Source organism: Gordonia iterans, from assembly GCF_002993285.1.
GTDB lineage: Bacteria > Actinomycetota > Actinomycetes > Mycobacteriales > Mycobacteriaceae > Gordonia > Gordonia iterans.
Genome location: NZ_CP027433.1, coordinates 2,244,647 through 2,268,919 on the forward strand (window position 1 = coordinate 2,244,647; position 24,273 = coordinate 2,268,919).

The window sequence follows — 24,273 nt, forward strand, 5'->3', positions numbered from 1 at the left end:
GAGTACTTTTCATGGCGACTACCGCCGACTTCAAGAACGGCCTCGTCCTCAAGATCGACGGCCAGCTCTGGCAGATTCTGGAGTTCCAGCACGTCAAGCCGGGCAAGGGTCCCGCCTTCGTGCGTACCAAGATCAAGAACGTGCTGTCGGGCAAGAGTGTCGACAAGACCTGGAACGCCGGTGTGAAGGTGGAGACCGCCACCGTCGACCGTCGCGACATGACCTACCTCTACAACGACGGCACCGACTACGTCTTCATGGACGGCGAGACCTTCGACCAGATCACCATCGCCCCGGAGACCGTCGGCGACGGCGCACGCTTCCTGCTGGAGAACATGACCGTCCAGGTCGCCACCCACGAGGGCGCGCCGCTGTACGTCGAGCTTCCGGTGACCGTCGAGCTCGAGGTGACCCAGACCGACCCGGGCCTGCAGGGCGACCGCTCCACCGGCGGCACCAAGCCGGCCACCCTGGAGACCGGGGCCGAGGTCCAGGTGCCGCTGTTCATCAACACCGGCGACAAGCTCAAGATCGATTCGCGCGACGGGAATTACCTCGGCCGTGTCAACAGCTGACCGGCCCCGCACGCCCGAGCCCCGCGGCCGCCACCGGCAGCGGCGGCGCGCTGTCGACCTCCTGTTCGAGGCCGACGCGAAGGGCGTCCCCGCGACCACACTGATCGCCGAGCGCCGCGAAGTGTTCGACGATCACGACGCGGTCGGCGAAATGACCGGTTATGCGGTCCGGGCTGTCGAGGGGGTGACCGCCGACGCCGAGCAGGTGGACGCGATCATCTCCTCGCATCTGCTGAATTGGAAGTTCGAGCGGCTCCCCGCCGTCGACCGGGCGATCCTCCGCCTGGCGACGTGGGAGCTGCTGTACGCCCCGGACATCGACGTCAAGGTGGTCCTGACCGAGGCTGTGAAGCTCGCCACGGAGTTGTCGACCGACGACTCGCCGGCCTTCGTCAACGGCGTGCTCGACCGCATCGCGGTGCTGGCACCCCAGGTGCGGGCGGCGACCGCCGAGGAGTAGTATTCGGCTCGGCAATTCCTTTAACGATCCGTCCAGTGAGGCGGAGAAGGAGGTCGGTTTGACCACGCCGGTCAGCGGTTCCCCGGAACCCGCGGAATCCCCGGTGGCCTCGACGAGGCACCGCACCAGGACGCTGCTGGATGCGTCCGACGTCGGCCGCACGGTGGCGCGAATGGCGCACCAGGTGATCGAGAAGACCGCGCTCGACTCGGACGGCGCGACCCCGGTGGTCCTCATCGGGATTCCCACGCGCGGAACCTCGCTGGCGACCCGGCTCGCGGGCAAGATCGCCGAGTTCAGCGGCGTCGAGGTGCCCACGGGTTACCTCGACATCACCCTCTACCGCGACGACCTGCGCGACAAGCCGCACCGTCCGCTGGAGCGGACGCTGGTCCCGACCGGTGGCGTCGACGGCGCCCTGGTGATCCTCGTCGACGACGTCCTGTTCTCCGGACGCACCGTCCGCGCCGCCCTGGACGCCCTGCGCGATCTGGGACGCCCGTCCGCGGTGCAACTGGCGGTCCTGGTCGACCGCGGGCACCGCGAGTTGCCGTTGCGGGCGGACTACGTCGGCAAGAACATCCCCACCGCGCGCGACGAGGACGTCGAAGTCCACCTCGCCGAACACGACGAGACCGACGAAGTGGTCCTGCGCACCCCCGTCCCGACCACCCCGGGAGCCGGCCGGTGAAGCATCTCCTCTCCACCGCGGACCTGAGCCGCGACGACGCGATCGAACTGCTCGACGAAGCCGCCCGCTTCGAGCAGGCACTGGCCGGCCGCGAAGTGCGCAAACTGCCGACGCTGCGTGGCCGCACCGTGATGACGGTCTTCTACGAGAACTCCACCCGCACCCGCGTCTCCTTCGAGGTGGCCGGCAAGTGGATGAGCGCAGACGTCATCAACGTCAGCGCGTCCAGTTCGTCGGTCAGTAAAGGGGAGTCGCTGCGCGACACCGCCAAGACCCTGCGGGCGGCCGGCGCGGACGCGCTGATCGTCCGTCACCCGGCGTCGGGGGCGGCGGCGCAGATCGCGCGCTGGACCAACGACGGCACCGACATCCTCGGCCTGCCGACCACCGGACCGTCGGTGATCAACGCCGGCGACGGCATGCACGAGCACCCCACGCAGGCCCTGCTCGACGCGTATTCGCTGCGGGCCAAGTTCGGCTCCCTCGACGGCCGCCGGATTGCGATCGTGGGCGACGTCCTGCATTCCCGGGTCGCGCGCTCGAACGCCTTCCTGCTGTCCACCCTCGGCGCCGACGTGGTGCTGGTCGCGCCGCCGACGTTGCTGCCGACCGGTGTCCACACCTGGCCGGTGCGGGTCAGCACGGAGCTCGACGCCGAGCTGCCGTCGGCGGACGCGGTGATGATGCTGCGCGTCCAGGCCGAGCGGATGAGCGGCGGGTTCTTCCCGAGCGCCCGGGAGTATTCGGTGCGCTACGGGCTCAACGACAACCGGCTCGCGCTGCTGCCCGAGCACGCGGCGGTGCTGCACCCCGGGCCCATGCTGCGCGGCATGGAGATCGGGTTCGACGTCGCCGATGCCCCGCAGTCGGTGGTTCTGGACCAGGTGCGCGCGGGCGTGCACGTCCGCATGGCGGTGCTCTTCCGGCTCCTGGCCAGCGACGAGCGCGCGGAGCCTGCGAGCGGGCCCGATGACCACAACCAGCCGGATACGACCCCAGCCCATCATCAGCATGCAGGAGGCGCGCAGCAGTGACGGCCACAGGTTCGGTGCTCATCACCGATGTCCGGCTCTACGGTGAGGGCGACCCGGTCGACGTCGCGGTGTCCGACGGCGTCATCGCCGAGATCGGCCCGGGGCTGCCGGCGCCGGCCGGCGCCGCGACGCTCGACGGCCGCGGCGGTGTGCTGCTGCCGGGCTTCGTCGACCTGCACACGCACGTCCGCGAGCCCGGTCGCGAGGACACCGAGACCATCGCGACGGGTTCGGCCGCGGCGGCACGCGGCGGCTACACCGCGATCTTCGCGATGGCCAACACTGCGCCGGTCGCCGACAACGCGGCCCTGACCGACGCGGTGTGGCGGATCGGGCGTGAGGTGGGGCTGTGCGACGTCCACCCGGTCGGTGCGGTGACCGTCGGTCTGGAGGGCAAACAGCTCGCCGAGATGGGCATGATGGCCGACGGCGCGGCGAAGGTGAAGCTCTTCAGCGACGACGGCAAGTGCGTGCACGACCCGGTGCTCATGAAGCGTGCGCTGGAATACAGCCGCGGCTTGGGCGTGCTGATCTCGCAACACAGCGAGGATCCGCGGCTGACCGTCGGGGCCGTCGCACACGACGGTCCCACCGCGGCGCGGCTCGGTCTGGCCGGCTGGCCGCGCGCCGCGGAGGAGTCCATCGTCGCGCGGGACGCGCTCCTGGCCCGCGACGCCGGTGCGCGGGTGCACGTCGCACACGCTTCCTGCGAGGGCACCGTCGAGCTGATCCGGTTCGCCCGGAGCCAGGGGATCGACATCACCGCCGAGGTGACGCCGCATCATCTGTTGCTCGACGATTCCCGCCTGGAGACCTACGACGGCGTCAATCGAGTGAACCCTCCGCTGCGCGAGGAGCGTGACAAGCTCGCTCTGCGGGCGGCACTGGCCGAAGGGGTGATCGACTGCGTCGCGACCGATCACGCGCCGCACGCCTCCCAGGAGAAGTGCTGCGAGTTCTCGCAGGCCAAGCCGGGGATGCTCGGTCTGGAGACGGCGCTGTCGGTGATCGCCTTGACGATGGTCCGCCCCGGCCTGCTGGACTGGCGAGGCGTCGCCCGGGTGATGAGCGAGCGGCCGGCGCAGATCGTCGGGCTCGACGATCAGGGCCGCCCGATCGAGGTCGGGGAGCCCGGCACCCTCACGATCGTCGACCCGGACGCGGAATGGACCGTCGTCCCCGACGAGCTGGCCAGCAAGTCGCGGAACACGCCGTACGCCGCGATGACCCTTCCGGGCCGGGTGCTCGGCACGGTGCTGCGCGGCACGGTGACGCACCGATGAGCTCGTGGCTGTTCGACGTGCTGCTGGTCGCCGCCGTCGTGCTGCTGTGGCTCGCACTGGTCGCGCTGGCGCTGCGGGGGTGGCGCAAGCGGGGCCGGGCGCAGGCGGCGATCCTGGGTGATCCACCGGCGGTGCCCGACGACCCCGGTGAACGACTCCTCGGTCCGTCGACCGGGGTGTACCTGGGCAGCACGGTCGCCCCCGGCTGGGTCACCCGCGTCGCGCTGCGCGACTTCGGCGACCGCTCCGCGGTGGAGTTCTCCCGGTACCCCGGCGGGATCCTCCTGGCGCGGCGGGGCGCCTCGGACATCTGGATCCCGGACGACGCGATCACCGCCGTCCGGACCGAGAACCGGCACGCCGGAAAGGTGATGACGCGCGACGGCGTGCTCACCATCCGCTGGCGGCTGCCCTCCGGCGCCGAGATCGATTCCGGGATCCGCGGTGACGAGAAGGACGAATACCAGTACTGGACGCAGGCGTACCGCGAGGTCACCGAGGCGACGTTCGCCGAACTCGAAAGCGGTGATCGCACGGACGGCCCCGGCGATCGAGCAGACATTCCCGGCGATCGAGCAGACATTCCCGGCGATCGAGCGGAGTCGAGATCCGACCGACGGCCGGACACGAAGAGGAAGAAGTCATGAGCAAAGCTGTACTGGTCCTGGAGAACGGCGACGTCCACACAGGACTCAGCTTCGGCGCGGAAGGCGTCACGCTGGGGGAGGCGGTCTTCTGCACCGCGATGACCGGCTATCAGGAGATGCTGACCGATCCGAGCTATCACCGGCAGATCCTGGTCTCCACCGCCCCGCAGATCGGCAACACCGGCTGGAACACCGAGGACGGCGAGAGCCTGCTCGGCAAGCGCTCGCAGGTGCGCTGGTCCGCCGACTTCATCGACCATCAGGATCCGGGCAAGATCTGGGTGGCCGGTTACGCTGTGCGCAATCCCGCGCGCCGGGTCTCCAACTGGCGCGCCACCTCCGGCCTGGAGGACGAGCTGAGCGCGCAGGGGGTCGTCGGCATCGCCGGGATCGACACCCGCGCCGTAGTCCGCACGCTCCGCGAGACCGGTTCCATGCGGGCCGGGATCTTCTCCGGCGAGGCCGTCTCGACCGACGACGACATGCTGGCCCGGGTACGCGCGCAGGCCCCGATGGCCGGCGCCGATCTCGCCGCCGAGGTGAGCACGCTCGAGCCCTACGTCGTGGAGGCCGCGGGGGAACCGCGTTTCCGAGTCGCCGCGCTCGACATGGGGATCAAGGCCAACACTCCCCGGATGCTGGCCGCCCGCGGGGTGGAGGTGCACATCCTGCCCGCCGGAGCGACCTTCGACGACATCATGGCGATCGAGCCGGACGGCTTCTTCCTGTCCAACGGTCCGGGCGATCCGGCCACGGCGGACCGGGCCGTCGAGCTGACCAGGCAGGTGCTCGCGGCCAAGCTCCCGCTCTTCGGAATCTGCTTCGGCAACCAGATCCTCGGCCGGGCACTCGGCCTGGGCACCTACAAGCTCAAGTTCGGGCACCGCGGCATCAACGTGCCGGTGGTCGACGTCGCCACCGGCGAGGTCGCCATCACCTCGCAGAACCACGGTTTCGCCCTGGAGGGCAAGGCCGGGGACGAGTTCGACACCGACTTCGGTCGCGGGCGCGTCAGCCACGTGTGCGCCAACGACGGCGTCGTCGAAGGCGTCGAGCTGATCGACGGCTCGGCCTTCTCGGTCCAGTACCACCCCGAGGCCGCGTCCGGCCCGCACGACGCCGCCAACCTCTTCGACAAGTTCGTCGCCGCAATGGACACGCGCGCCGCGAGCCAGACCCCGGAAGGGACCGATTCCTGATGCCACGCCGTTCCGATCTGAAGCACGTCCTGGTGATCGGCTCCGGCCCGATCGTCATCGGTCAGGCCTGCGAGTTCGACTACTCGGGCACCCAGGCCTGCCGGGTCCTCAAGGCCGAGGGCCTGCGTGTGTCGCTGGTCAATTCGAATCCGGCGACCATCATGACCGACCCGGAGTTCGCCGACGCCACGTATGTCGAGCCGATCACCCCCGAGTTCATCGAGAAGGTCTTCGAGACCGAGGCAGCTGGGGGCCACCCGGTCGACGCCGTGCTGCCCACCCTCGGCGGTCAGACTGCGCTCAACGCGGCGGTCGCCCTGCACGAGCGTGGGATCCTGGCCAAGCACGGCATCGAGTTGATCGGCGCCGACATCGACGCCATCCAGCGCGGCGAGGACCGCCAGATGTTCAAGGACATCGTCGCCGAGATCGGCGGCGAGAGCGCCCGGTCGCGTGTCTGCCACACCATGGACGAGGTCCGCGAAACGGTTGCCGAGCTCGGGTTCCCGGTCGTGGTACGGCCGTCGTTCACCATGGGCGGGCTGGGCTCGGGCATGGCCTACGACGACGCCGATCTGGATCGGATCGCCGGCGGGGGCCTCGCGGCCTCGCCCACGGCGAACGTCCTGATCGAGGAGTCGATCCTCGGCTGGAAGGAGTACGAGCTCGAGCTCATGCGGGACAACCGCGACAACGTGATCGTGATCTGTTCCATTGAGAACGTCGACCCGGTGGGCGTGCACACCGGCGATTCGATCACCGTGGCGCCGGCGATGACCCTCACCGACGTCGAGTACCAGAAGATGCGCGACCAGTCGATCGCGATCATCCGCGAGGTCGGCGTCGACACCGGCGGCTGCAACATCCAGTTCGCGCAGAATCCGCGCGACGGGCGCCTCGTGGTGATCGAGATGAACCCGCGCGTGTCGCGCTCGTCGGCGCTGGCGTCCAAGGCGACCGGCTATCCGATCGCCAAGATGGCCGCCAAGCTCGCCATCGGCTATTCGCTCGACGAGATCACCAACGACATCACCAAGGCGACACCGGCGTGCTTCGAGCCGTCCATCGACTACGTCGTGGTGAAGGCGCCGCGGTTCGCGTTCGAGAAGTTCCCGGGCGCCGACGACACCCTCACCACGACCATGAAGTCGGTGGGCGAGGCGATGAGCCTGGGCCGCAGCTTCGCCGAAGCCCTCGGCAAGGTGATGCGGTCGTTGGAGACCAAGGCCGCCGGGTTCTGGACCGAGGCGAACCGGCCCGATCCGGCGACGCTGGACCTCGAGGCGCTGCTCGCCGAGATCTCCGTCGCCAAGGACGGCCGCATGTACAAGATCATGCAGGCCATGGAGGCCGGTGCGAGCATCGAGCAGATCTACGAGGCCACCGCGATCGACCCGTGGTTCCTCGCCGAGATCGCGTGGATGGGGGAGGTCGGCGCGCAGGTGCGCGACGCCGAGCGGCTCGACGCGGACCTGCTGCGGCTGGCCAAGCACAGTGGACTGTCGGACCGGCAGATCGCGGCACTGCGCGCGGCCTCGGGTGACGCCGCGCTCGCCGACGAGGCCGCGGTGCGCACGTTCCGGCATTCCTGCGAGGTCCGTCCGGTCTACAAGACCGTCGACACGTGTGCCGCGGAGTTCGAGGCCAAGACCCCGTACCACTACTCGACCTACGAACTGGATCCCGCGGCGACCTCGGAGATCGCGCCGCAGCCGGACCGCCCGAAGGTGATCATCCTGGGCTCCGGCCCCAACCGGATCGGCCAGGGCATCGAGTTCGACTACTCCTGCGTGCACGCCGCCCTGACGCTGAGCCAAGCCGGATACGAGACGGTGATGGTCAACTGCAACCCGGAAACCGTCTCCACCGATTACGACACCGCCGATCGCCTGTACTTCGAGCCGCTGACCCTCGAGGACGTCCTCGAAGTGATCCACGCCGAGTCGCTGTCGGGCACCGTGGCCGGAGTGATCGTGCAGCTGGGCGGACAGACCCCGCTCGGACTGGCCGCCCAGTTGCAGGCGGAGGGGGTGCCGATCGTCGGGACCAGCCCGAGCGCCATCGACCTGGCCGAGGACCGCGGCGAGTTCGGCAAGGTGCTCGTCGCCGCCGGCCTGCCCGCCCCGAAGTTCGGTACCGCGACCACCTTCGAGGGTGCCCGCGACATCGCCGCCGACATCGGGTACCCGGTACTGGTCCGGCCGTCGTACGTGCTCGGCGGGCGAGGCATGGAGATCGTGTACGACGAGGAGTCCCTCGCCGACTACATCTCGCGCGCCACCGAGATCTCGGACGACCGTCCGGTGCTGGTCGACCGCTTCCTGGAGGACGCGGTGGAGATCGACGTCGACGCGCTCTACGACGGCGCCGAGTTGTACGTCGGCGGGGTGATGGAGCACATCGAGGAGGCCGGGATCCACTCCGGCGACTCGGCGTGCGCCCTGCCCCCGATCACGCTGGGCGCCGAGGAGATCGAGGCGGTACGACGATCCACCGAGGCCCTCGCCGAAGGGATCGGCGTGCGCGGCCTGCTCAACGTCCAGTACGCGCTCAAGGACGGCGTCCTCTACGTGCTGGAGGCCAACCCGCGCGCGAGCCGCACCGCGCCGTTCGTGTCCAAGGCGACCGCGGTGCCGCTGGCCAAGGCGTGCGCGCGCGTGATGATGGGCATGACCATCGCCGAACTGCGCGACCAGGGCGTGCTCCCGGCCAGCGGCGACGGCACCGTGATCCCGGTGAACTCGCCGGTGGCGGTCAAGGAGGCGGTGCTTCCGTTCAACCGGTTCCGGACTCCCGACGGTGCCGCGATCGACACGCTGCTGAGCCCGGAGATGAAGTCCACCGGCGAGGTGATGGGCTTCGACCGCGACTTCGGCCGGGCATTCGCCAAGGCGCAGACCGCGACGTCCGGTGCGCTGCCGACACAGGGCGCGGTGTTCGTCTCGGTGGCCAACCGCGACAAGGCCTCGATCGCCTTCCCGGCCAAGCGTCTGGCGGATCTCGGCTTCACCGTGCTGGCCACCAAGGGCACCGCAGACGTGCTGCGGCGCAACGGCATCGAGGTGACCGAGGTGCGCAAGCACTACGAGGCGGCGGAAGGAGAGGAGTCGGTGGTCGAGATGATCCGGGACGGACGGGTCGCCATGATCGTCAACACCCCGGCGGGAAGCTCCGGCCCGCGCGCCGACGGCTACGAGATCCGTGCGGCCGCGATCACCGCGGGCATCCCGTGCATCACGACGGTGCCCGGCGCCGGCGCCGCGGTGCAGGGCATCGAGGCCGCCCTCGGCGAGACCATGGGGGTGGAGTCGCTGCAGCGGCGCCACGCTCAACTCCTGGGCAACAAATGAGGTCGCATCCCGAGCCGGTGGGGTTCGCTGCGCGCTATCGCGCAGCGGTCGCCGAGCGGGGCCGCCTGTGCGCCGGCATCGACCCGCACGCCGCGCTGCTGGAACAGTGGGGCCTGCCGGTGTCGGTGGACGGCCTGCGCGCCTTCGGACTGGCCTGTGTGGAGGGTCTGGGTCCGGTCGCCGCTGTGATCAAGCCGCAGGTGGCGTTCTTCGAGGCGTTCGGGTCGGGCGGCTTCGAGGTCCTGGAGGAGGTCGTCGCCGGCTGCCGGGCGGCCGGCGCCCTGGTGCTGGCCGACGCCAAGCGCGGCGACATCGGCTCCACCATGGCGGCGTACACGACGGCCTGGCTCGACGATGCCTCCCCGCTGTGCTCGGACGCGGTCACCGTCTCGCCGTACCTGGGGTTCGGCGCGCTCGAACCGGCCGTGGCGCAGGCCCGCGCCGCCGATCGGGGAGTGTTCGTGCTGGCCCGCACGTCCAATCCGGAGGGGGCGGTGCTCCAGACCGCGCTGATTCAGCCGGGCCGAGCTGGAACCACCGTCGCTCAGTCCATCGTCGACGCGGCCGCCGCGGTGAACGCCGACGGTGCCGGGACGGTCGGCGTCGTGGTCGGCGCCACCCGCGAGCACGGCCTGGATCTGTCGGCGCTGGCCGGACCCATCCTGTCCCCGGGCCTGGGTGCGCAGGGCGCCACACCTGCGGACCTGGCGGCGATCTTCGGCGGCACCACGGACCTGTCGTGGCTGCTGCCGGCGGCCTCCCGCAGCATTCTCCGGGCCGGGCCCGACGCGACCGCGCTCGCGGCCGCTACCGCGCAGACGCGCGACGATATCGAGTCGGCGCTGCGCTGACCGACCGGGGCGGTTTCGGTGAACGCGCTCAGAGTCGCTCGGCGTCGAGCTTGGCCCGGAACGCGGCGATCGCCGGCCAGGTGTGCTCGGCTGCGGCCGGTCCGGTGAGCAGGCCCAGGTGGCTCGTCGGCACGGTGTGGAACTCGACGTGCGACGACGAGGTGAACAGCTTCTCGCCGTGCTTCACCGCGGCGTACGGGGCGATCGCGTCACGCGGGCTGCCGACCATGAAGACCGGCGCGGTGATCGTGGTCAGGTCCACCGTGTGATCGTCGAACTCGAGCCGCCCGCGGGACACTTCGTCGCGCACCACGAAGTTCACCAGCATCTGCTCGGAGACCTTGCCCGGGTAGCCGGGCAGCGAACGCTGGAAGCGGTCGATCACCTGCATGCGCTCGAGAGCTTCGGTGTCGTCGAGGTTCGACAGGATGAACCACGGCTTCTTGAGCTCGCGCTCCCAAGCGAAGCCGCGGTAGACGGTGCGCACGATCGGTGCCGGGATGCCGGCGAGGGCGCGCAGTACATAGGTTGCCGGACGACCACCCGTAGGCCCGAAGATCTTGCGCACCAACGGATACGGCGGAATCTTCAGGTAGTTCAGGGGAGTGCCGACGCTGATGATCGAACGGATCGGCAGGTTCCGGTCGTGCGCCGCGGCCATGAAGCTGATCGTGCCTCCGAGGCTCCAGGCCATCAGGTCCACGGCGTCCCCGCTGCCGCGGAAGTCGTCGATCACCTCGCCGATCGCCCGCGGCACGAAGGTGTCGAAGTAGTCCTCGAACCCGAGGCCCCGCTCGGCGCGGCCGACGTCGCCGAAGTCGATCACGTACGGCACCGTGCCGGTCGACAGCAAGAACTCGACCACCGAGTTGCCCGGCTCCGCCCCGGGCGCGAGGTCGTAGCAGCTCGCCGGGACGGCCAGCGGCGGCACCAGGAGCACCGGCACCGCCCCGCTCTCGCGGGCGGCGGTGAGCTGCTCGGCGCTGCCGTAACGCAGCAGCTTGGCGTGCGGGCGGTCCGAGAGGACGACGGATTCGGAACGGGTGTGCGGGGCCAGCTCGTCGCGCAGCACGCGCGCGAGGGTGGCCAGGTCAGACTGCGACATGCTGCGTGAGGTTACCGATGCGTCCGACTTCCGACTCGCCCAGGGGCGGTGTTCGTCGACGGGGACTCAGCGGGGTACCGTCTGTCCTGGTCATGACGAGATATGGATAGGATCGTTGTGAAGCCCCACCGGTTCCCCCGGAGCCGTGGAGCACAGCCACCCGATGCTGAGATAGCGTCGGTGGTCCAAACCGAACCGCTACCGAGGAAAGACGGAGGAACCGTGGCTCTTCCCCAGTTGACAGATGAGCAGCGCGCCGCAGCCCTGCAGAAGGCCGCTGAGGCACGTCGTGTCCGCGCTGAGCTCAAGGAGCGCCTGAAGCGCGGCGGCACCGACCTGAAGCAGGTCCTGGCCGACGCCGAGGACAACGAGATCCTCGGCAAGATGAAGGTCTCGGCTCTGCTCGAGGCCCTGCCGAAGGTCGGCAAGGTCAAGGCGCAGGAGATCATGACCGAGCTGGAGATCGCCCCGACCCGCCGCCTGCGCGGTCTCGGCGAGCGTCAGCGCAAGGCTCTGCTCGAGAAGTTCAGCTCCTGAGCGTGCCCGCAGAGCATTCCCCGCCGAGGGGCCGACTGGTTGTACTGGTCGGCCCCTCGGCCGTCGGGAAGTCGACGGTCGTGCAGCGCATGCGCGAGCTGCTGCCCGATCTTCGCTTCTCGGTGTCGGCGACGACGCGCGCACCGCGGCCGGGCGAGGTCGACGGGCGCGACTATCGCTTCGTGACCCGTGCCGACTTCGACACGATGATCGAGAACGACGAGTTGCTGGAATGGGCCGACATCCACGGCGGACTGCAACGCTCGGGCACCCCGGCCGCGCCGGTCCGCGAAGCGCTGGCCGCCGGCACGCCCATGCTCGTCGAGGTGGATCTGGCCGGGGCGCGGCAGGTGCGCGCACACCTGCCGGAGGCGATCACGGTGTTCCTGGCGCCGCCGAGCTGGGACGAGCTGGTCCGTCGGCTGACCGGCCGCGGCACTGAGAGCCCCGACGTGATCGAGCGGCGGCTGACCACCGCGAAGGTCGAGATGGACGCCGTGGACGAGTTTCAACACGTCGTCGTGAACGACGATGTCGACGCTTCGGCCCGCCAGTTGGTAAACTTGCTGATCGGCCGCTGACATCCCTTCGGGGAACGCACTGCGGCGGCCCGATTCCCTCGCCCCGGGTGGGGCGGGAAGACTAACGAACTTTGGAGACACACGCGTGAGCACCGAAACCGAGATCGACGTCGATCTCGTCGAAGAGACCGTCTACGACACCCCGCTGGGCATCACCGATCCGCCCATCGACGAGCTGCTCGAGCGCACCTCCTCCAAGTACGCCCTGGTGATCTACGCGGCCAAGCGGGCTCGCCAGATCAACGACTACTACAACCAGCTGGCCGAAGGCCTGATGGAGTACGTCGGGCCCCTGGTGGAGCCGGGTGTGCACGAGAAGCCGCTCACCATCGCCCTGCGCGAGATCCACTCGGACCTGCTCGAGCACACCGAAGGCGAGTAAGCGCCGGTCATGAGTGACGGCCTCGCGCGCCGGCGCATCCTCGTCGGCGTAGGCGGCGGAATCGCCGCGTACAAGGTCTGTTCGGTCATCCGGCACTTCACCGAGGCGGGACACGACGTCCGGGTGATCCCGACCCGCAGTGCGCTTCGCTTCGTGGGTGCCGCGACTTTCGAAGCGCTCTCCGGCAACCCGGTCACCACCGAGGTGTTCGACGACGTCGACGAGGTGGCGCACGTCGCTCTCGGACGGGAAGCCGATCTGGTGGTGATCGCGCCGGCCACGGCCGATCTGATGGCCCGTGCGGCCGCCGGGCGCGCCGACGACCTGCTGACCGCCTCCCTGCTGACCGCGCGCTGCCCGGTGCTGTTCGTGCCGGCGATGCACACGGAGATGTGGGAGCACCCGGCGACTGAGGCGAACGTGGCGACCCTCCGCGCCCACGGCGCGACCGTCGCGACCCCCGCGTCGGGCCGGCTGACCGGCGCCGACACCGGGGCCGGACGGCTGCCCGAGCCCACCGAGATCGGACTGCTCGGCGATCTTCTGCTGACCCGTGCCGACGCGCTCCCGTACGACCTCGCCGGTCGGCGCGTGCTGATCAGCGCTGGCGGCACCCGTGAGGCACTCGATCCGGTGCGGTATCTCGGAAATCACAGTTCCGGCAAGCAGGGGTACGCCCTGGCGCGCGTGGCGGCGCAGCGCGGTGCGCACGTGACCCTGGTCTCCGGTGCGGTGAGCGAGCCCGGTGAGCCCGCCGCGGTCGACGTCGTGCACATCGATTCCGCACGGGACCTGGCCCGGGAGATGCAGGAGCGTGCCGCTGCCGCCGACGTGGTGATCATGGCCGCCGCCGTGGCCGACTTCCGGCCCACCGCGGTGGCCGGCGCCAAAATCAAGAAGGGCGATCAGGGCCCCGCGCCCATCGAACTGGCGACCAATCCGGACATCCTCGCGGGCCTGGTGCAGGCGCGCCGCGACGGTGTGATCCCGGTCTCCACGGTCATCGTCGGGTTCGCCGCCGAGACCGGCGATGCCGACGGCGGCGTGCTCGACCACGGCCGGGCCAAACTGCGCCGCAAGGGCTGTGACTTGCTGGTCGTGAACGCGGTCGGGGAGGGCCGCGCGTTCGGCACCGAGGACAACGCGGGATGGATCCTCACCTCCGAGGGAGCCGAGACCGCGCTGCCGTTCGGTTCCAAGACCTTGATGGCGAGCAGAATCCTTGACGAAGTAGCGTCAGTCGTGCGAGATAGTTAGGTCCCCCTGACCGATCAGGTCCGCCGACCTGGCCGATCTCCATTGCCAACCACTCCGGCGACCACCTCGCCGCACCCGAGAGGAACCGATGACCGCGTCAGCGTCCCGCCTGTTCACCAGCGAGTCCGTCACCGAAGGACATCCGGACAAGATCTGCGACGCGATCAGCGATTCGATCCTGGATGCGCTGCTGGAGCGGGACCCGAATGCCAAGGTCGCCGTCGAGACGCTGGTGACGACCGGTCAGGTGCACGTCGCGGGCGAGGTCAACACCGTGGCCTACGCCGACATCCCGACCATCGTGCGCGAGAAGATCCTGGAGATCGGCTACGACTCGTCGACCAAGGGCTTCGACGGCGCCTCCTGCGGCGTGAACGTCGCGATCGGCGCCCAGTCGCCGGAGATCGCGCAGGGCCTGACGGCGTCGCACGAGGCGCAGACCGGAACTCACGCCGACGAGATCGACTTGCAGGGCGCCGGCGACCAGGGCCTGATGTTCGGGTACGCCACCGACGAGACCCCCGAACTGATGCCGCTGCCGATCGCGCTCGCGCACCGGATCTCGCGCCGCTTGACGCAGGTGCGCAAGGACGGCACGCTGCCGTACCTGCGTCCGGACGGCAAGACGCAGGTGACCGTCGAGTACGCCGACGACGTTCCGGTGCGCCTGGACACCGTGGTGGTCTCCACTCAGCACGCCGCCGACATCGACATCGCCGGCATGCTGACCCCGGACATCGCCAAGCACGTGCTGGAACCGGTGTTCGCCGACCTCGACCTGCCCACTCCGCTGGACACCTCGAATCCGCGCCTGCTGGTCAATCCGACGGGCAGCTTCGTGCTGGGCGGCCCGATGGGCGATGCGGGCCTCACCGGCCGCAAGATCATCGTCGACACCTACGGCGGGATGTCCCGGCACGGAGGCGGCGCGTTCTCCGGCAAAGACCCCTCGAAGGTCGACCGGAGCGCCGCGTACGCAATGCGCTGGGTCGCCAAGAACGCCGTCGCGGCGGGTCTGGCCAAGCGCATCGAGGTGCAGGTGGCTTATGCGATCGGCAAAGCCGCGCCGGTCGGACTGTTCGTCGAGACGTTCGGCACCGAGAAGGTCGACGTCGGCACCATCCAGAAGGTGATCACCGAGGTCTTCGACCTGCGTCCGGCCGCCATCGTCCGCGATCTGGATCTGCTGCGCCCGATCTACGCGCCGACCGCCGCCTACGGACACTTCGGCCGCACCGACGTCGACCTGCCCTGGGAGCGCACCGACCGCGTCGCCGAGCTTCGCGCCGCCGCCGGGCTCGCCTAGCCTTTCGTCGCCGGCCGAGCCAGGCCCGATGGTCTGGGGTGTCCAGACCCCGGGACCCGGCTGCCCGCCACGCGGGCTCACGGCACATCGGGCCTCGACTAGGCTTCGCGATGTGACATCCGGGCCGAAGAACGTTGCGCACGAGACGGCCGGCTCTGCGGTGGCCGCCGACCCGGCGAAGCCCCCGGCCAAGGACAGGCATCGTCGGCTTCCCGCGCCGAGGGATCCGGTTGCCCGGGTGCTCCCGATGCTCGGTCTGGCTCACCTGGATCGTCCGTTCGATTATCTGATCGACGAAGCGATGGACCAGGACGCCCAGCCCGGCGTGCGCGTTCGGGTGCGGTTCTCCGGACGGCTGGTGGACGGCTTTCTGCTGGAGCGGCTTCCGGAGAGCGATCACGGAGGCCGACTCGCATGGCTCGAGCGCGTGGTCTCCCCGGAGCAGGTCCTCACGCCGGAGATCGCCAGACTGGCGCGTGCGGTCGCCGATCGGTACGCGGGCACCATGCCGGACGTGTTGCGGTTGGCGGTGCCGCCCCGGCACGCGCGGGTCGAGAAGGCCGAACCCGCCGACGCCCCCGACTTCCCGATCGAGGCACCCGATCCTGCGGCGTGGCACGCCTACGACGGCGGCGCGGGGTTCCTCGAGGCCCTGCGCGAGGAGACGCTGCATCCGCGGGTGGTGTGGCAGGCCCTGCCGGGCGAGGATCCCGCCGAGCGTCTGGCCGAGCTCGCCGCCGTCGTCGCCGGGCAGGGTCGCGGGGTCGTGATCGTGGTGCCGGATCAGCGTGACCTCGACCGGCTGGAGGCCGCGTGCGCCCGGTTGCTGGGGGAATGGTGCGTCACTCTGGCCGCCGGACTCGGACCCACCGCCCGGTACCGACGTTGGCTGCAGGTGCTGCGAGGCCGGGCCCGCGTGGTGATCGGTACGCGCAGCGCAGTCTTCGCACCCGTGCACCGCTTGGCGCTGACCGTGGTGTTCGACGACGGCGATCGCAGCCTCGACGAGCCGCGCGCGCCGTATCCGCACCCACGTGAAGTCGCCGTCCTCCGCGCTCATCAGACGAGCTCGGCCCTGGTGATCGGCGGCTTCGCCCGGACCGCGGAGTCGCAGGCCCTCGTCGAATCGGGCTGGGCGCGCGATCTCGTCGCGCCGCGGAAGGCCGTCCGGACCGCGATGCCGCGTATCGACGGCATCTCCGAGACGGATCGTCGCATCGCGGGCGACCCGCTGGCGCGGTCGGCGCGCATCCCCGCCATCGCCTTCGACGCGGCCCGGCGAGCACTGGCCGACGGACGACCGGTGCTGTTCAGCGTGCCGCGGAGGGGCTACCTTCCCTCCGTCGCGTGTGCGCGGTGCCGGGAGCATGCGCGTTGTCGTTCCTGCCACGGACCTCTCCAGATGAGCGACCGGGGCGATCTCGCCTGCCGCTGGTGCGGCCGGCCGGAGCTCCGCTTCGTCTGCCAGAACTGCGGTGGCACCGCGGTGCGCGCCCTGGTGGTCGGGGACAGGCGCACCGCCGAGGAGCTCGGTCGTGCGTTCAGCGGCGTCCCGGTCGTGACGTCCGGCGGCGACAAGATCGTCGGCGAGATCGATGAGGGCGCACGAGTGGTGGTGGCGACGCCCGGAGCGCAGCCCCGGGCCGTGGGCGGTTACGGGGCGGCGGTGCTGCTGGACACCTGGGCTCAGCTCGACAGGCAGGATCTCCGCGCGGCTGAGGAGGCCGTGCAGCATTGGATGGCGGTGGCGAGTCTGGTCTGCCCGCACACCGACGGGGGACGGGTGGTGATCGTGGCCGATGCCGCTCTCACCCCGGTTCAGGCCCTGATCCGCTGGGACCCGGTCACTTTCGCGGCACACGAGCTCGCGGTGCGCCGCGAGCTCGGGTTCCCGCCCGCCGTCGCGATGGCGTCGGTGGACGGACCTCCGGCCGCGGTGGCCGCGTTCCTCGCGATGATCGACGAGCCCACCGGAACCGAGCGCCTCGGTCCGGTGCCGCTGCCGCCGGGGGTGCGTCCGCCTGCCGGGTTCGAGGGGGCCGGCGAGATCGAGCGAGTGCTCCTGCGCACCGAGCGCGTGCACGGCCGCGAACTCGCCGCCGCTCTGCGCGCGGCGCAGGTGCTGAGACATGCACGTCACGAAGACACCGCGGGTATCCGGGTCCAGGTGGACCCGAATACCATCGGTTGACATGAGAGTGGTGTTCGCGGGTACCCCGCAGGCGGCGGTTCCGACGTTGCAGGAATTGATCGATTCCGACGACCACCGGGTGGTGGGCGTCATCACGCGCCCAGACACCGCTGCGGGCCGCGGACGCAGGACGGTCCGGTCGTCGGTCGGCACTCTGGCCGACGAACACGCCATCGAGGTGATCACCCCGGCGCGGATGTCCGAGCCCGAGGTCGCCGAAGCGCTGGCGCGATGGGAGGCCGAACTGGGGGTGGTGGTCGCCTACGGGGGCCTGATCCCCCCAGAAGTGCTGTCGGCGTTGCCGCTCGGCTGGATCAACCTCCACTTCTCGCTGCTGCCCGCCTGGCGCGGGGCCGCGCCCGTGCAGGCGGCGATCGCGGCCGGCGACGACGTCACCGGCGCGAGCGTGTTCCAGCTCGAGGCAGGGCTGGACACCGGACCCGTGTTCGGGGTCTTCACCGAACGGATCCGCTCCACGGACACCGCGGGCGACGTCCTGGTACGCCTCGCCGAGTCGGGCGCGCAGTTCACCCGGAACGTCGTCGACGGGATCGCCGCCGGCGAGTTGGTGCCGGTCCCGCAGGACGCCGACGGGGTGTCGTACGCGCCGAAGATCACGGTCGACGACGCACAGGTGCGCTGGGACCTGCCCTCGCACCTGATCGATCGGGCGGTGCGAGCGCACACTCCTGCTCCGGGCGCGTGGACCCGTCTCGGCGAGGTGCGGATCAAGGTCGGGCCCGTCTCGATCGCCGACGATGCCCTGCTGCCGGACGGGTCGGACCCGAAATCGCTTGCCGCAGGAGCGATCTCGGCTGGCAAGAGGGCGGTGTTCGTCGGGACCGCGTCGGGTGCGGTCCGACTGGGCGAGGTGCAGCCGCCGGGCAAGAAGGCGCTGCCCGCCGCAGACTGGGCGCGTGGTGCCCGACTGACCGGTGAGGAGCGCTTCGCGTGAGCCGCGACCGGAAGACCCGCGACAAGGAACTGGGCCAGGACCGGCTCGTCGCCCGCGACGTCCTGCGAGCGGTGCGCGAGCGCGACGCCTACGCGAACCTGCTGCTGCCGAAGCTGCTGCGTGAGCGACGGATCACCGGCCGCGACGCCGCGCTCGCCACCGAACTCGCCTACGGCACACTGCGGACGCAGGGCACGCTCGACGCGGTGATCGCGGCGGCCGCAGACCGCCCCGTCGCCGACATCGACGGCGACCTGCTCGACGTCCTGCGGCTGGGCGCCTATCAGCTCCTCCGCACCAGAATCGGATCGCACGCCGCGGTGTCGACGTCGGTCGACCTGGTACGCAGCGAGCAGGGCATGGGCCCGGCCGGATTCGTCAACGCGGTGCTGCGCAAGGTGTCTCAGCGCACCGAGCAGCAGTGGATCGACGCCCTCGCCCCGTCGATTCTGGACGATCTGATCGGCAATCTCGCCTTCACGTATGCACACCCGCGCTGGATCGCCGAGGTGTTCTTCTCGGCCCTCGGTCGATCGGCGGGGGAGTTGCAGGCGGCGCTGGCAGCCGACGACGAACGCCCGATCGTGCATCTGGTGGCGCGGCCCGGTCAGATCACCGCCGAAGAACTGGCACTGGTCAGCGGCGGCGAGGAGGGGCGCTACTCCCCGTACTGCGTGTATCTGCCGGACGGCGACCCGGGGCAGCTCGACGCAGTCCGCGAGGGCTTCGCGGGGGTGCAGGACGAGGGCAGTCAGCTGGTGGCGCTGACGCTGGCGCGGGCGGAGCTCGACGGCGACGACCGCGGGCGCTGGCTCGACCTGTGTGCCGGTCCCGGCGGAAAGGCCGCGCTGCTGGGTTCGCTGGCGGCGGTCGACGGCGCACACCTCGACGCCGTCGAAATCTCCGAGCACCGCGCGCAGTTGATCGAGAAGGTGGTCGACGGCCTGCCGGTGGACGTGCACGTCGCCGACGGGCGGACCAGCGGACTGGAACCCGGCTACGACCGCGTTCTCGTCGACGCCCCGTGCTCAGGTCTGGGTTCCCTGCGGCGTCGTCCCGAAGCGCGCTGGCGCCGGACGCCTGCCGAAGTGCCCGAGTTGGTGACACTGCAGACCGATCTCCTGACCGAGGCCCTGCGCCTGGTCCGGCCGGGCGGCGTCGTCGTCTACTCGACGTGCTCTCCGCACCCCGCGGAGACCACCGAGGTGATCGCGGCAGTGCTCGACGCCGCGCACGGGCCGGGTGGAGTGGAGGCGACCCAGCTGGATGCCCGGCCGTTCACCTCCGGTGACGTCTTCGATCCGGAGACGCTGGGCCCGGGCCCGCACGTGCAACTCTGGCCGCATCGCCAGGACACCGACGCCATGTTCCTCGCGGTGCTCCGCCGCCCGCCGAATCCAGTCACCCCGTGAACGTGTCCACCGATGCCGATCCTTGAGCCCCGTCGCAAGGCTGTTCGCCCCGTGAGCTTGTCGACCCGCTCCTTGAGCTTGTCGACCCGCCCCTTGAGCTTGTCGAGCCGCTCCTTGAGCTTGTCGAAAGGTCGTTTCGACTGGCCTCGTTCCTCGGCGGCTCAACGGGCGGGGCAGATCGTTGAGCCTCGTCGCAAGGCCGTCAGCTTCTTGAGCTTGTCGACCCGCTCCTTGAGCTTGTCGACCCGCCCCTTGAGCTTGTCGACCTGCTCCTTGAGCTTGTCGAGCCGCTCCTTGAGCTTGTCGAAAGGTCGTTTCGACTGGCCTCGTTCCTCGGCGGCTCAACGGGCGGGGCAGATCGTTGAGCCTCGTCGCAAGGCAGTCCGCCCCGTGAGCTTGTCGACCCGCCCCGTGAGCTCGTTGACCCGCTCCTTGAGCTTGTCGACCCGCTCCTTGAGCTTGTCGAAAGGTCGTTTCGACTCGCCTCGTTCCTCGGCGGCTCAACGGGCGGGGCAGATCGTTGAGCCTCGTCGCAAGGCCGTCCGCCCCGTGAGCTTGTCGACCCGCCCCTTGAGCTCGTTGACCCGCTCCTTGAGCTTGTCGACCCGCCCCTTGAGCTCGTTGACCCGCTCCTTGAGCTTGTCGACCCGCTCCTTGAGCTTGTCGAAAGGTCGTTTCGACTCGCCTCGTTCCTCGGCGGCTCAACGAGCGAGGCAGATCCTTGAGCCCCGTCGAAAGGTCCTTCTGTGAGCAGGTTCCTCCAGTTCTACTTCTCCCTCAACGACTCCGGTTCGGTCGCGGAACAGCAGATGACCGAGGCGGTCCGGCTGGTGCTGAGCGCCGACCCGGACGACGATCCGGTCGAAGCCGGCGGACCGGTCGACGAAGCGCGTGTGGAGGAGATCATGTCCGTCGCGCATTCCGCGGCCCAGGACGGGCATCCGTTGCCGCTGGAGGAGCGCAGCGACGTCTCGGTCGACCTCGGCCCCGGTGCCACGGTCAGCGCCTTCTCCGACAGCCTCCCGCCCGAGTGTCCGCAGTGCCACGAACTGCTGAGCGACTGGGACCCGCAGGAATGGTGGGACGGCGGGGACGAGCCCGAGGAGCAGTGCCCGTCGTGCGGATTCACCGCGCTCGTCGGCGACTGGCTGATCCAGAGCACCCCGTACGCGCGCACCGAGTGCGGGCTGGTGCTGGTCGACTGGCCGAGCCTGGAGGAGTACGGTCCGGAGCTGCACGACGCGCTGCTGTCCACGGTCGGCTCCCGGCCGCGCTACGTGTCCGGCCACGTGTAGCCGGCGCGCGAGAAGGCAATACACTCACACGCATGTGTCAACGTCCTGACTCACCACGGCCCGCTCGCTCCGCTCCCGGCGCCGACTCACCCCGGCCCGCTCGCTCCGCTCCGATGATCGCGCCCTCGATCCTGTCCGCCGACTTCGCGAACCTGGCCTCGGAGATCGCCGCCGTCGGCCCGTCCGACGTCGACCCCGGCGTCGACTGGGTGCACGTGGACGTCATGGACAACCACTTCGTCCCGAATCTCACGCTCGGTCTGCCCGTAGTGGAATCGCTGCTGAAGGCCACCGACATTCCGCTCGACTGCCACCTGATGATCACCGACCCCGGGCGCTGGGCGCCGCCGTACGCCGAAGCCGGCGCGTACAACGTCTCGTTCCACGCCGAGGCCACCGACGACCCGGTCTCCGTGGCGCGCGACATCCGAGCGGCCGGCGGCAGGGCCGGGCTGGGCATCAAGCCGGGCACCGCGCTGGCCCCGTACCTGGAGATCCTGCCCGAATTCGACACACTGCTGATCATGAGCGTCGAACCGGGCTTCGGCGGCCAGACGTTCATGCCGGAGGTGCTCGGCAAGGTTCGCGAGCTCCGCAAGGTGATCGACGCCGAGCAGCTCACGCTGATCGTCGAGATCGACGGCGGCATCCACAACGGCACCATCGAAGAGGCCGCCGAGGCGGGCGTGGACTGCTTCGTCGCCGGATCGGCAGTTTACGGTGGCGACGATCCCGCCGCCCGGGTCGCCGAACTGCGCCGCCTGGCCGCCGCCGCGTCGTCCGCCGGCGTCTGAGCACCCGCCGAACCGCCGACCAGCACCCGAAGGACGCGCTGCCCGCCGATGACGACCGACCACGAACCCGCACCTCCGGAGATCACCGATGCCGTCGAAGACGCGATGGATCTCGCCCTCGAAGCATCCGCCGCCGCGCAGGGGTTCAGTTCGCCCAATCCGCCCGTCGGCGCGGTGATCCTCGACGCCGACGGCGGTGTCGCGGGCATCGGACACACACAGCCACCCGGCGGACCCCACGCCGAGGTGATGGCGCTGCGGGCGGCCGGGGCGGCGGCGCGCGGCGGCACCGCGGTGGTCACCTTGGAACCCTGCGCGCACACCGGACGGACCGGACCCTGCACGCAGGCACTCCTGGAGGCCGGCGTGGCCCGTGTGTTCTACGGAGTGGCGGATCCGAACCCGCAGGCCGGAGGAGGAGCGTCGATCCTGACCGCGGGCGGCGTGCCCGCCGTGGGCGGCGTGCTGGAGGCCGACGTGCGGTGGGGACCGCTGCGGCCGTGGCTGTTCCGGCAGCAGCACGGTCGCCCGTTGGTGACCGTCAAGATCGCCTCGTCCATCGACGGCCGGATCGCCGCACCGGACGGCACCAGCCGGTGGATCACCGGCCCGGACGCGCGTGCCCACGCCCACGCGCAGCGCGCCAGGATCGACGCGGTCGTGGTGGGCACCGGAACCGCCCTGGCCGACGATCCGTCGCTCACCGCGCGCCGCTCCGACGGGACGCTGTACCCGCACCAGCCGACGCGGGTCGTGGTCGGCCAGCGGGATCTGCCGCCGGACGCGAAGCTGCGCGACGGCACCGCGCCGCTGATACAGGTGCGCTCCTACGATCCGGTGGACGTGTTCGCCGCCGTGCCGGACGCCTCCTGGATTCTCGTCGAAGGCGGCCCCGGTGTGGTCGGCGCGTTTCTGGTCGCCGGCCTGGTCGACGAGATCCAGTGGTACCTCGCACCGACCGTGCTCGGCGACGGGGTGCCGGCGGTGGTGGACGGCAACGTCACGACGCTCGCCAAGGCGCATCGCTTCCGGCGCGAGTCGTTCATGGCGCTCGGCGACGACCTCCTCGTCACCCTGGTGCCGAGCCGGGCCTGACGACTCAGCGGCCTCAGTCGTTCTTGCCGCGCCGGCCGACGAACCAGCCGATGATGAAGCCGACGAGGACGAGGATCACCGTCATCAGCCACACCGGTGCGTTCACATGGATCCACCCGATGGTGAAGTCGTAGCTGTTGGTGTTCGTCGCGATGAAGATGATCGCCAGGATGAGCAGGACGATCGGCAGCCAGAAGCGTTTGACGAAGGACAGCACGTCGCGGCCGGCGCTCTTCTGCACGGGTGAGTGCGATCCGGGAACGTTGGGCGGGTTGGTCGTCATGTTCTCCCCCAGAGAGTCGGTGGGACGCGCGAGAGGGGTTTCCGCGCGGTCTGGGTCCATCTAACACCGCAGGACAGCGCGGGTGCCGAAGGCGCGGCCACCTGCCGCCGTGATAGTTTCGAAGGCGAGTTCTCGGGGCGGGGTGAAAGTCCCCACCGGCGGTGATGGACTCCGCTCGGCGCAGGCCGGGCGGGATTCGAGCCCGCGAGCGCCCGCTGTGTGCGGGGTCAGCAGACTCCGGTGAGATTCCGGGGCCGACGGTCAGAGTCCGGATACGAGAGAACGACGACGCGGCAGCCGGCCGCGGTCTGTCCTCCCCGAGCGCGCACCGGACCCGGTGCACGACAGGGTGGAGGAGACACGGTGTTCACCGGAATCGTTGAGGAACGCGGCGAGATCGTCGCGCGGGACGATCTCGATCGCGCCGCGCGCCTGCGGATCCGCGGCCGCCTGGTCACCAGTGACGCGTCGTTCGGCGATTCGATCGCGGTGAACGGCGTATGTCTGACCGTCGTCGAACTGGACGACGACGTGTTCGCGGTGGACGTGATGGATGAGACCCTGCAGCGCAGTTCGCTCGGTCGGCTGGAGCCTGGCGCGCCGGTGAACCTGGAGCGCGCGATGGCGGCCGGCGGCAGGTTCGGCGGGCACATCGTGCAAGGTCACGTCGACGGGGTGGGACGTATTCTGGCCGTCTCGCCGACAGAGAACTGGACCGTCGTGCGCGTCGGCGTTCCCGAAGAATTGGCGAAGTACGTGGTCGAGAAGGGGTCGATCACGATCGACGGAACCTCGCTGACGGTCTCGGCCGTCGGTGCCGACGCGGGTCGGCACTGGCTCGAGGTCTCGCTGATCCCGACCACGCTCGCCGAGACGATTCTCGGTCTGGCCCAGGCGGGGGACCCGGTGAACCTGGAGGTCGACGTGATCGCGAAGTATGTAGAGCGGCTGACGAGTGCGTCCGCCGCCGGAAATCCGAGAGGCGAGTGA

23 protein-coding genes and 1 riboswitch are annotated in these 24,273 nt (G+C 70.1%); of the genes, 21 read left to right on the top strand and 2 right to left on the bottom strand.

All coding sequences use genetic code 11. The features are described 5' to 3' along the window. The first annotated feature begins 11 nt into the window (after positions 1–11). From efp to pyrF, 9 genes are all read left to right on the top strand, one after another. On the top strand, positions 12–575 hold the full coding sequence (gene efp, locus C6V83_RS10285; protein WP_105942317.1) for an elongation factor P: 564 nt from the start codon (positions 12–14) through the stop codon (positions 573–575). Next, a complete protein-coding gene (nusB, locus tag C6V83_RS10290) occupies positions 562–1,035 on the top strand; it encodes a transcription antitermination factor NusB (RefSeq protein ID WP_105942318.1) in 474 nt (157 codons plus the stop codon). The genes efp and nusB overlap by 14 nt, the downstream gene beginning before the upstream one ends. 103 nt (positions 1,036–1,138) lie before the next feature. Then, a complete protein-coding gene (pyrR, locus tag C6V83_RS10295; RefSeq protein ID WP_105943861.1) occupies positions 1,139–1,726 on the top strand; it encodes a bifunctional pyr operon transcriptional regulator/uracil phosphoribosyltransferase PyrR in 588 nt (195 codons plus the stop codon). Then, a complete protein-coding gene (locus C6V83_RS10300) occupies positions 1,723–2,760 on the top strand; it encodes an aspartate carbamoyltransferase catalytic subunit (protein WP_234353677.1) in 1,038 nt (345 codons plus the stop codon). The genes pyrR and C6V83_RS10300 overlap by 4 nt, the downstream gene beginning before the upstream one ends. Continuing rightward, on the top strand, positions 2,757–4,043 hold the full coding sequence (locus tag C6V83_RS10305; RefSeq protein WP_105942319.1) for a dihydroorotase: 1,287 nt from the start codon (positions 2,757–2,759) through the stop codon (positions 4,041–4,043). Before C6V83_RS10300 ends, C6V83_RS10305 begins: the two co-directional genes overlap by 4 nt. Continuing rightward, positions 4,040–4,690, top strand: a complete 651-nt coding sequence (locus tag C6V83_RS10310) for a PH-like domain-containing protein (RefSeq protein ID WP_105942320.1) — start codon at positions 4,040–4,042, stop codon at positions 4,688–4,690. The genes C6V83_RS10305 and C6V83_RS10310 overlap by 4 nt, the downstream gene beginning before the upstream one ends. Then, the gene (gene carA / locus C6V83_RS10315) at positions 4,687–5,889 is read left to right on the top strand and encodes a glutamine-hydrolyzing carbamoyl-phosphate synthase small subunit (protein ID WP_105942321.1); all 1,203 of its coding nucleotides are present in this window, start codon (positions 4,687–4,689) and stop codon (positions 5,887–5,889) included. The genes C6V83_RS10310 and carA overlap by 4 nt, the downstream gene beginning before the upstream one ends. Then, positions 5,889–9,239, top strand: a complete 3,351-nt coding sequence (gene carB / locus C6V83_RS10320; protein ID WP_105942322.1) for a carbamoyl-phosphate synthase large subunit — start codon at positions 5,889–5,891, stop codon at positions 9,237–9,239. The genes carA and carB overlap by 1 nt, the downstream gene beginning before the upstream one ends. Continuing rightward, entirely contained in the window at positions 9,236–10,090 is an 855-nt protein-coding gene (gene pyrF / locus C6V83_RS10325; protein WP_105942323.1) for an orotidine-5'-phosphate decarboxylase, read from the top strand. Before carB ends, pyrF begins: the two co-directional genes overlap by 4 nt. A gap of 28 nt (positions 10,091–10,118) precedes the next feature. On the opposite strand, the gene C6V83_RS10330 is transcribed toward pyrF, so the two are convergent. Continuing rightward, entirely contained in the window at positions 10,119–11,195 is a 1,077-nt protein-coding gene (locus C6V83_RS10330) for an alpha/beta fold hydrolase (RefSeq protein WP_105942324.1), read from the bottom strand. Between the two features lie 222 nt (positions 11,196–11,417). Here C6V83_RS10330 and mihF point away from each other — a divergent pair, with 222 nt between their 5' ends. The 11 genes from mihF (at position 11,418) to ribD (ending at position 23,000) form a co-directional block, all read left to right on the top strand. Continuing rightward, on the top strand, positions 11,418–11,732 hold the full coding sequence (mihF, locus tag C6V83_RS10335; protein WP_105942325.1) for an integration host factor, actinobacterial type: 315 nt from the start codon (positions 11,418–11,420) through the stop codon (positions 11,730–11,732). Positions 11,733–11,734: 2 nt separating this feature from the next. Further along, positions 11,735–12,313: a guanylate kinase gene (gene gmk, locus C6V83_RS10340; protein WP_105942326.1), complete on the top strand. Its 579-nt coding sequence runs from the start codon at positions 11,735–11,737 to the stop codon at positions 12,311–12,313. 85 nt (positions 12,314–12,398) lie between these two features. Beyond that, on the top strand, positions 12,399–12,695 hold the full coding sequence (gene rpoZ, locus C6V83_RS10345) for a DNA-directed RNA polymerase subunit omega (protein ID WP_105942327.1): 297 nt from the start codon (positions 12,399–12,401) through the stop codon (positions 12,693–12,695). A 9-nt stretch (positions 12,696–12,704) separates the two neighbouring features. Continuing rightward, complete coding sequence (gene coaBC, locus C6V83_RS10350) at positions 12,705–13,952, top strand: bifunctional phosphopantothenoylcysteine decarboxylase/phosphopantothenate--cysteine ligase CoaBC (protein WP_105942328.1); 1,248 nt, start codon at positions 12,705–12,707, stop codon at positions 13,950–13,952. A gap of 88 nt (positions 13,953–14,040) precedes the next feature. Beyond that, positions 14,041–15,258 carry a methionine adenosyltransferase gene (gene metK, locus C6V83_RS10355; RefSeq protein ID WP_105942329.1) on the top strand — a complete coding sequence of 406 codons (1,218 nt, stop codon included), beginning with the start codon at positions 14,041–14,043 and terminating at the stop codon, positions 15,256–15,258. Positions 15,259–15,418: 160 nt separating this feature from the next. Beyond that, positions 15,419–17,449, top strand: a complete 2,031-nt coding sequence (locus C6V83_RS10360; RefSeq protein WP_448223779.1) for a primosomal protein N' — start codon at positions 15,419–15,421, stop codon at positions 17,447–17,449. A 1-nt stretch (position 17,450) separates the two neighbouring features. Beyond that, positions 17,451–18,404: a methionyl-tRNA formyltransferase gene (fmt, locus tag C6V83_RS10365; RefSeq protein WP_105942331.1), complete on the top strand. Its 954-nt coding sequence runs from the start codon at positions 17,451–17,453 to the stop codon at positions 18,402–18,404. Further along, the gene (locus C6V83_RS10370) at positions 18,401–19,816 is read left to right on the top strand and encodes an RsmB/NOP family class I SAM-dependent RNA methyltransferase (RefSeq protein WP_105942332.1); all 1,416 of its coding nucleotides are present in this window, start codon (positions 18,401–18,403) and stop codon (positions 19,814–19,816) included. The genes fmt and C6V83_RS10370 overlap by 4 nt, the downstream gene beginning before the upstream one ends. A 746-nt stretch (positions 19,817–20,562) precedes the next feature. Beyond that, entirely contained in the window at positions 20,563–21,111 is a 549-nt protein-coding gene (locus C6V83_RS10380) for a hypothetical protein (protein WP_105942333.1), read from the top strand. 113 nt (positions 21,112–21,224) lie between these two features. Next, positions 21,225–21,905: a ribulose-phosphate 3-epimerase gene (rpe, locus tag C6V83_RS10385; protein ID WP_105942334.1), complete on the top strand. Its 681-nt coding sequence runs from the start codon at positions 21,225–21,227 to the stop codon at positions 21,903–21,905. 48 nt (positions 21,906–21,953) lie between these two features. After that, entirely contained in the window at positions 21,954–23,000 is a 1,047-nt protein-coding gene (gene ribD, locus C6V83_RS10390) for a bifunctional diaminohydroxyphosphoribosylaminopyrimidine deaminase/5-amino-6-(5-phosphoribosylamino)uracil reductase RibD (protein WP_234353678.1), read from the top strand. A gap of 13 nt (positions 23,001–23,013) precedes the next feature. On the opposite strand, the gene C6V83_RS10395 is transcribed toward ribD, so the two are convergent. Continuing rightward, complete coding sequence (locus C6V83_RS10395) at positions 23,014–23,283, bottom strand: LapA family protein (protein ID WP_234353679.1); 270 nt, start codon at positions 23,281–23,283, stop codon at positions 23,014–23,016. Positions 23,284–23,407: 124 nt separating this feature from the next. Continuing rightward, positions 23,408–23,571, top strand: a riboswitch (FMN riboswitch). A 75-nt stretch (positions 23,572–23,646) separates the two neighbouring features. Between C6V83_RS10395 and C6V83_RS10400 the strand changes: the two genes are divergently transcribed. Next, positions 23,647–24,273 (top strand): riboflavin synthase, encoded by a 627-nt coding sequence (locus C6V83_RS10400; protein ID WP_105942335.1) that lies wholly within the window; start codon positions 23,647–23,649, stop codon positions 24,271–24,273.

Coding starts and splice junctions, on each gene's coding strand:
- pyrF (WP_105942323.1), top strand. CDS start 9,236: ATGAGGTCGCATCCCGAGCCGGTGGGGTTCGCTGCGCGCTATCGCGCA.
- C6V83_RS10310 (WP_105942320.1), top strand. CDS start 4,040: ATGAGCTCGTGGCTGTTCGACGTGCTGCTGGTCGCCGCCGTCGTGCTG.
- carB (WP_105942322.1), top strand. CDS start 5,889: ATGCCACGCCGTTCCGATCTGAAGCACGTCCTGGTGATCGGCTCCGGC.
- fmt (WP_105942331.1), top strand. CDS start 17,451: ATGAGAGTGGTGTTCGCGGGTACCCCGCAGGCGGCGGTTCCGACGTTG.
- C6V83_RS10330 (WP_105942324.1), bottom strand. CDS start 11,195: ATGTCGCAGTCTGACCTGGCCACCCTCGCGCGCGTGCTGCGCGACGAG.
- metK (WP_105942329.1), top strand. CDS start 14,041: ATGACCGCGTCAGCGTCCCGCCTGTTCACCAGCGAGTCCGTCACCGAA.
- coaBC (WP_105942328.1), top strand. CDS start 12,705: ATGAGTGACGGCCTCGCGCGCCGGCGCATCCTCGTCGGCGTAGGCGGC.
- carA (WP_105942321.1), top strand. CDS start 4,687: ATGAGCAAAGCTGTACTGGTCCTGGAGAACGGCGACGTCCACACAGGA.
- rpe (WP_105942334.1), top strand. CDS start 21,225: ATGATCGCGCCCTCGATCCTGTCCGCCGACTTCGCGAACCTGGCCTCG.
- efp (WP_105942317.1), top strand. CDS start 12: ATGGCGACTACCGCCGACTTCAAGAACGGCCTCGTCCTCAAGATCGAC.
- C6V83_RS10395 (WP_234353679.1), bottom strand. CDS start 23,283: ATGACGACCAACCCGCCCAACGTTCCCGGATCGCACTCACCCGTGCAG.
- ribD (WP_234353678.1), top strand. CDS start 21,954: ATGACGACCGACCACGAACCCGCACCTCCGGAGATCACCGATGCCGTC.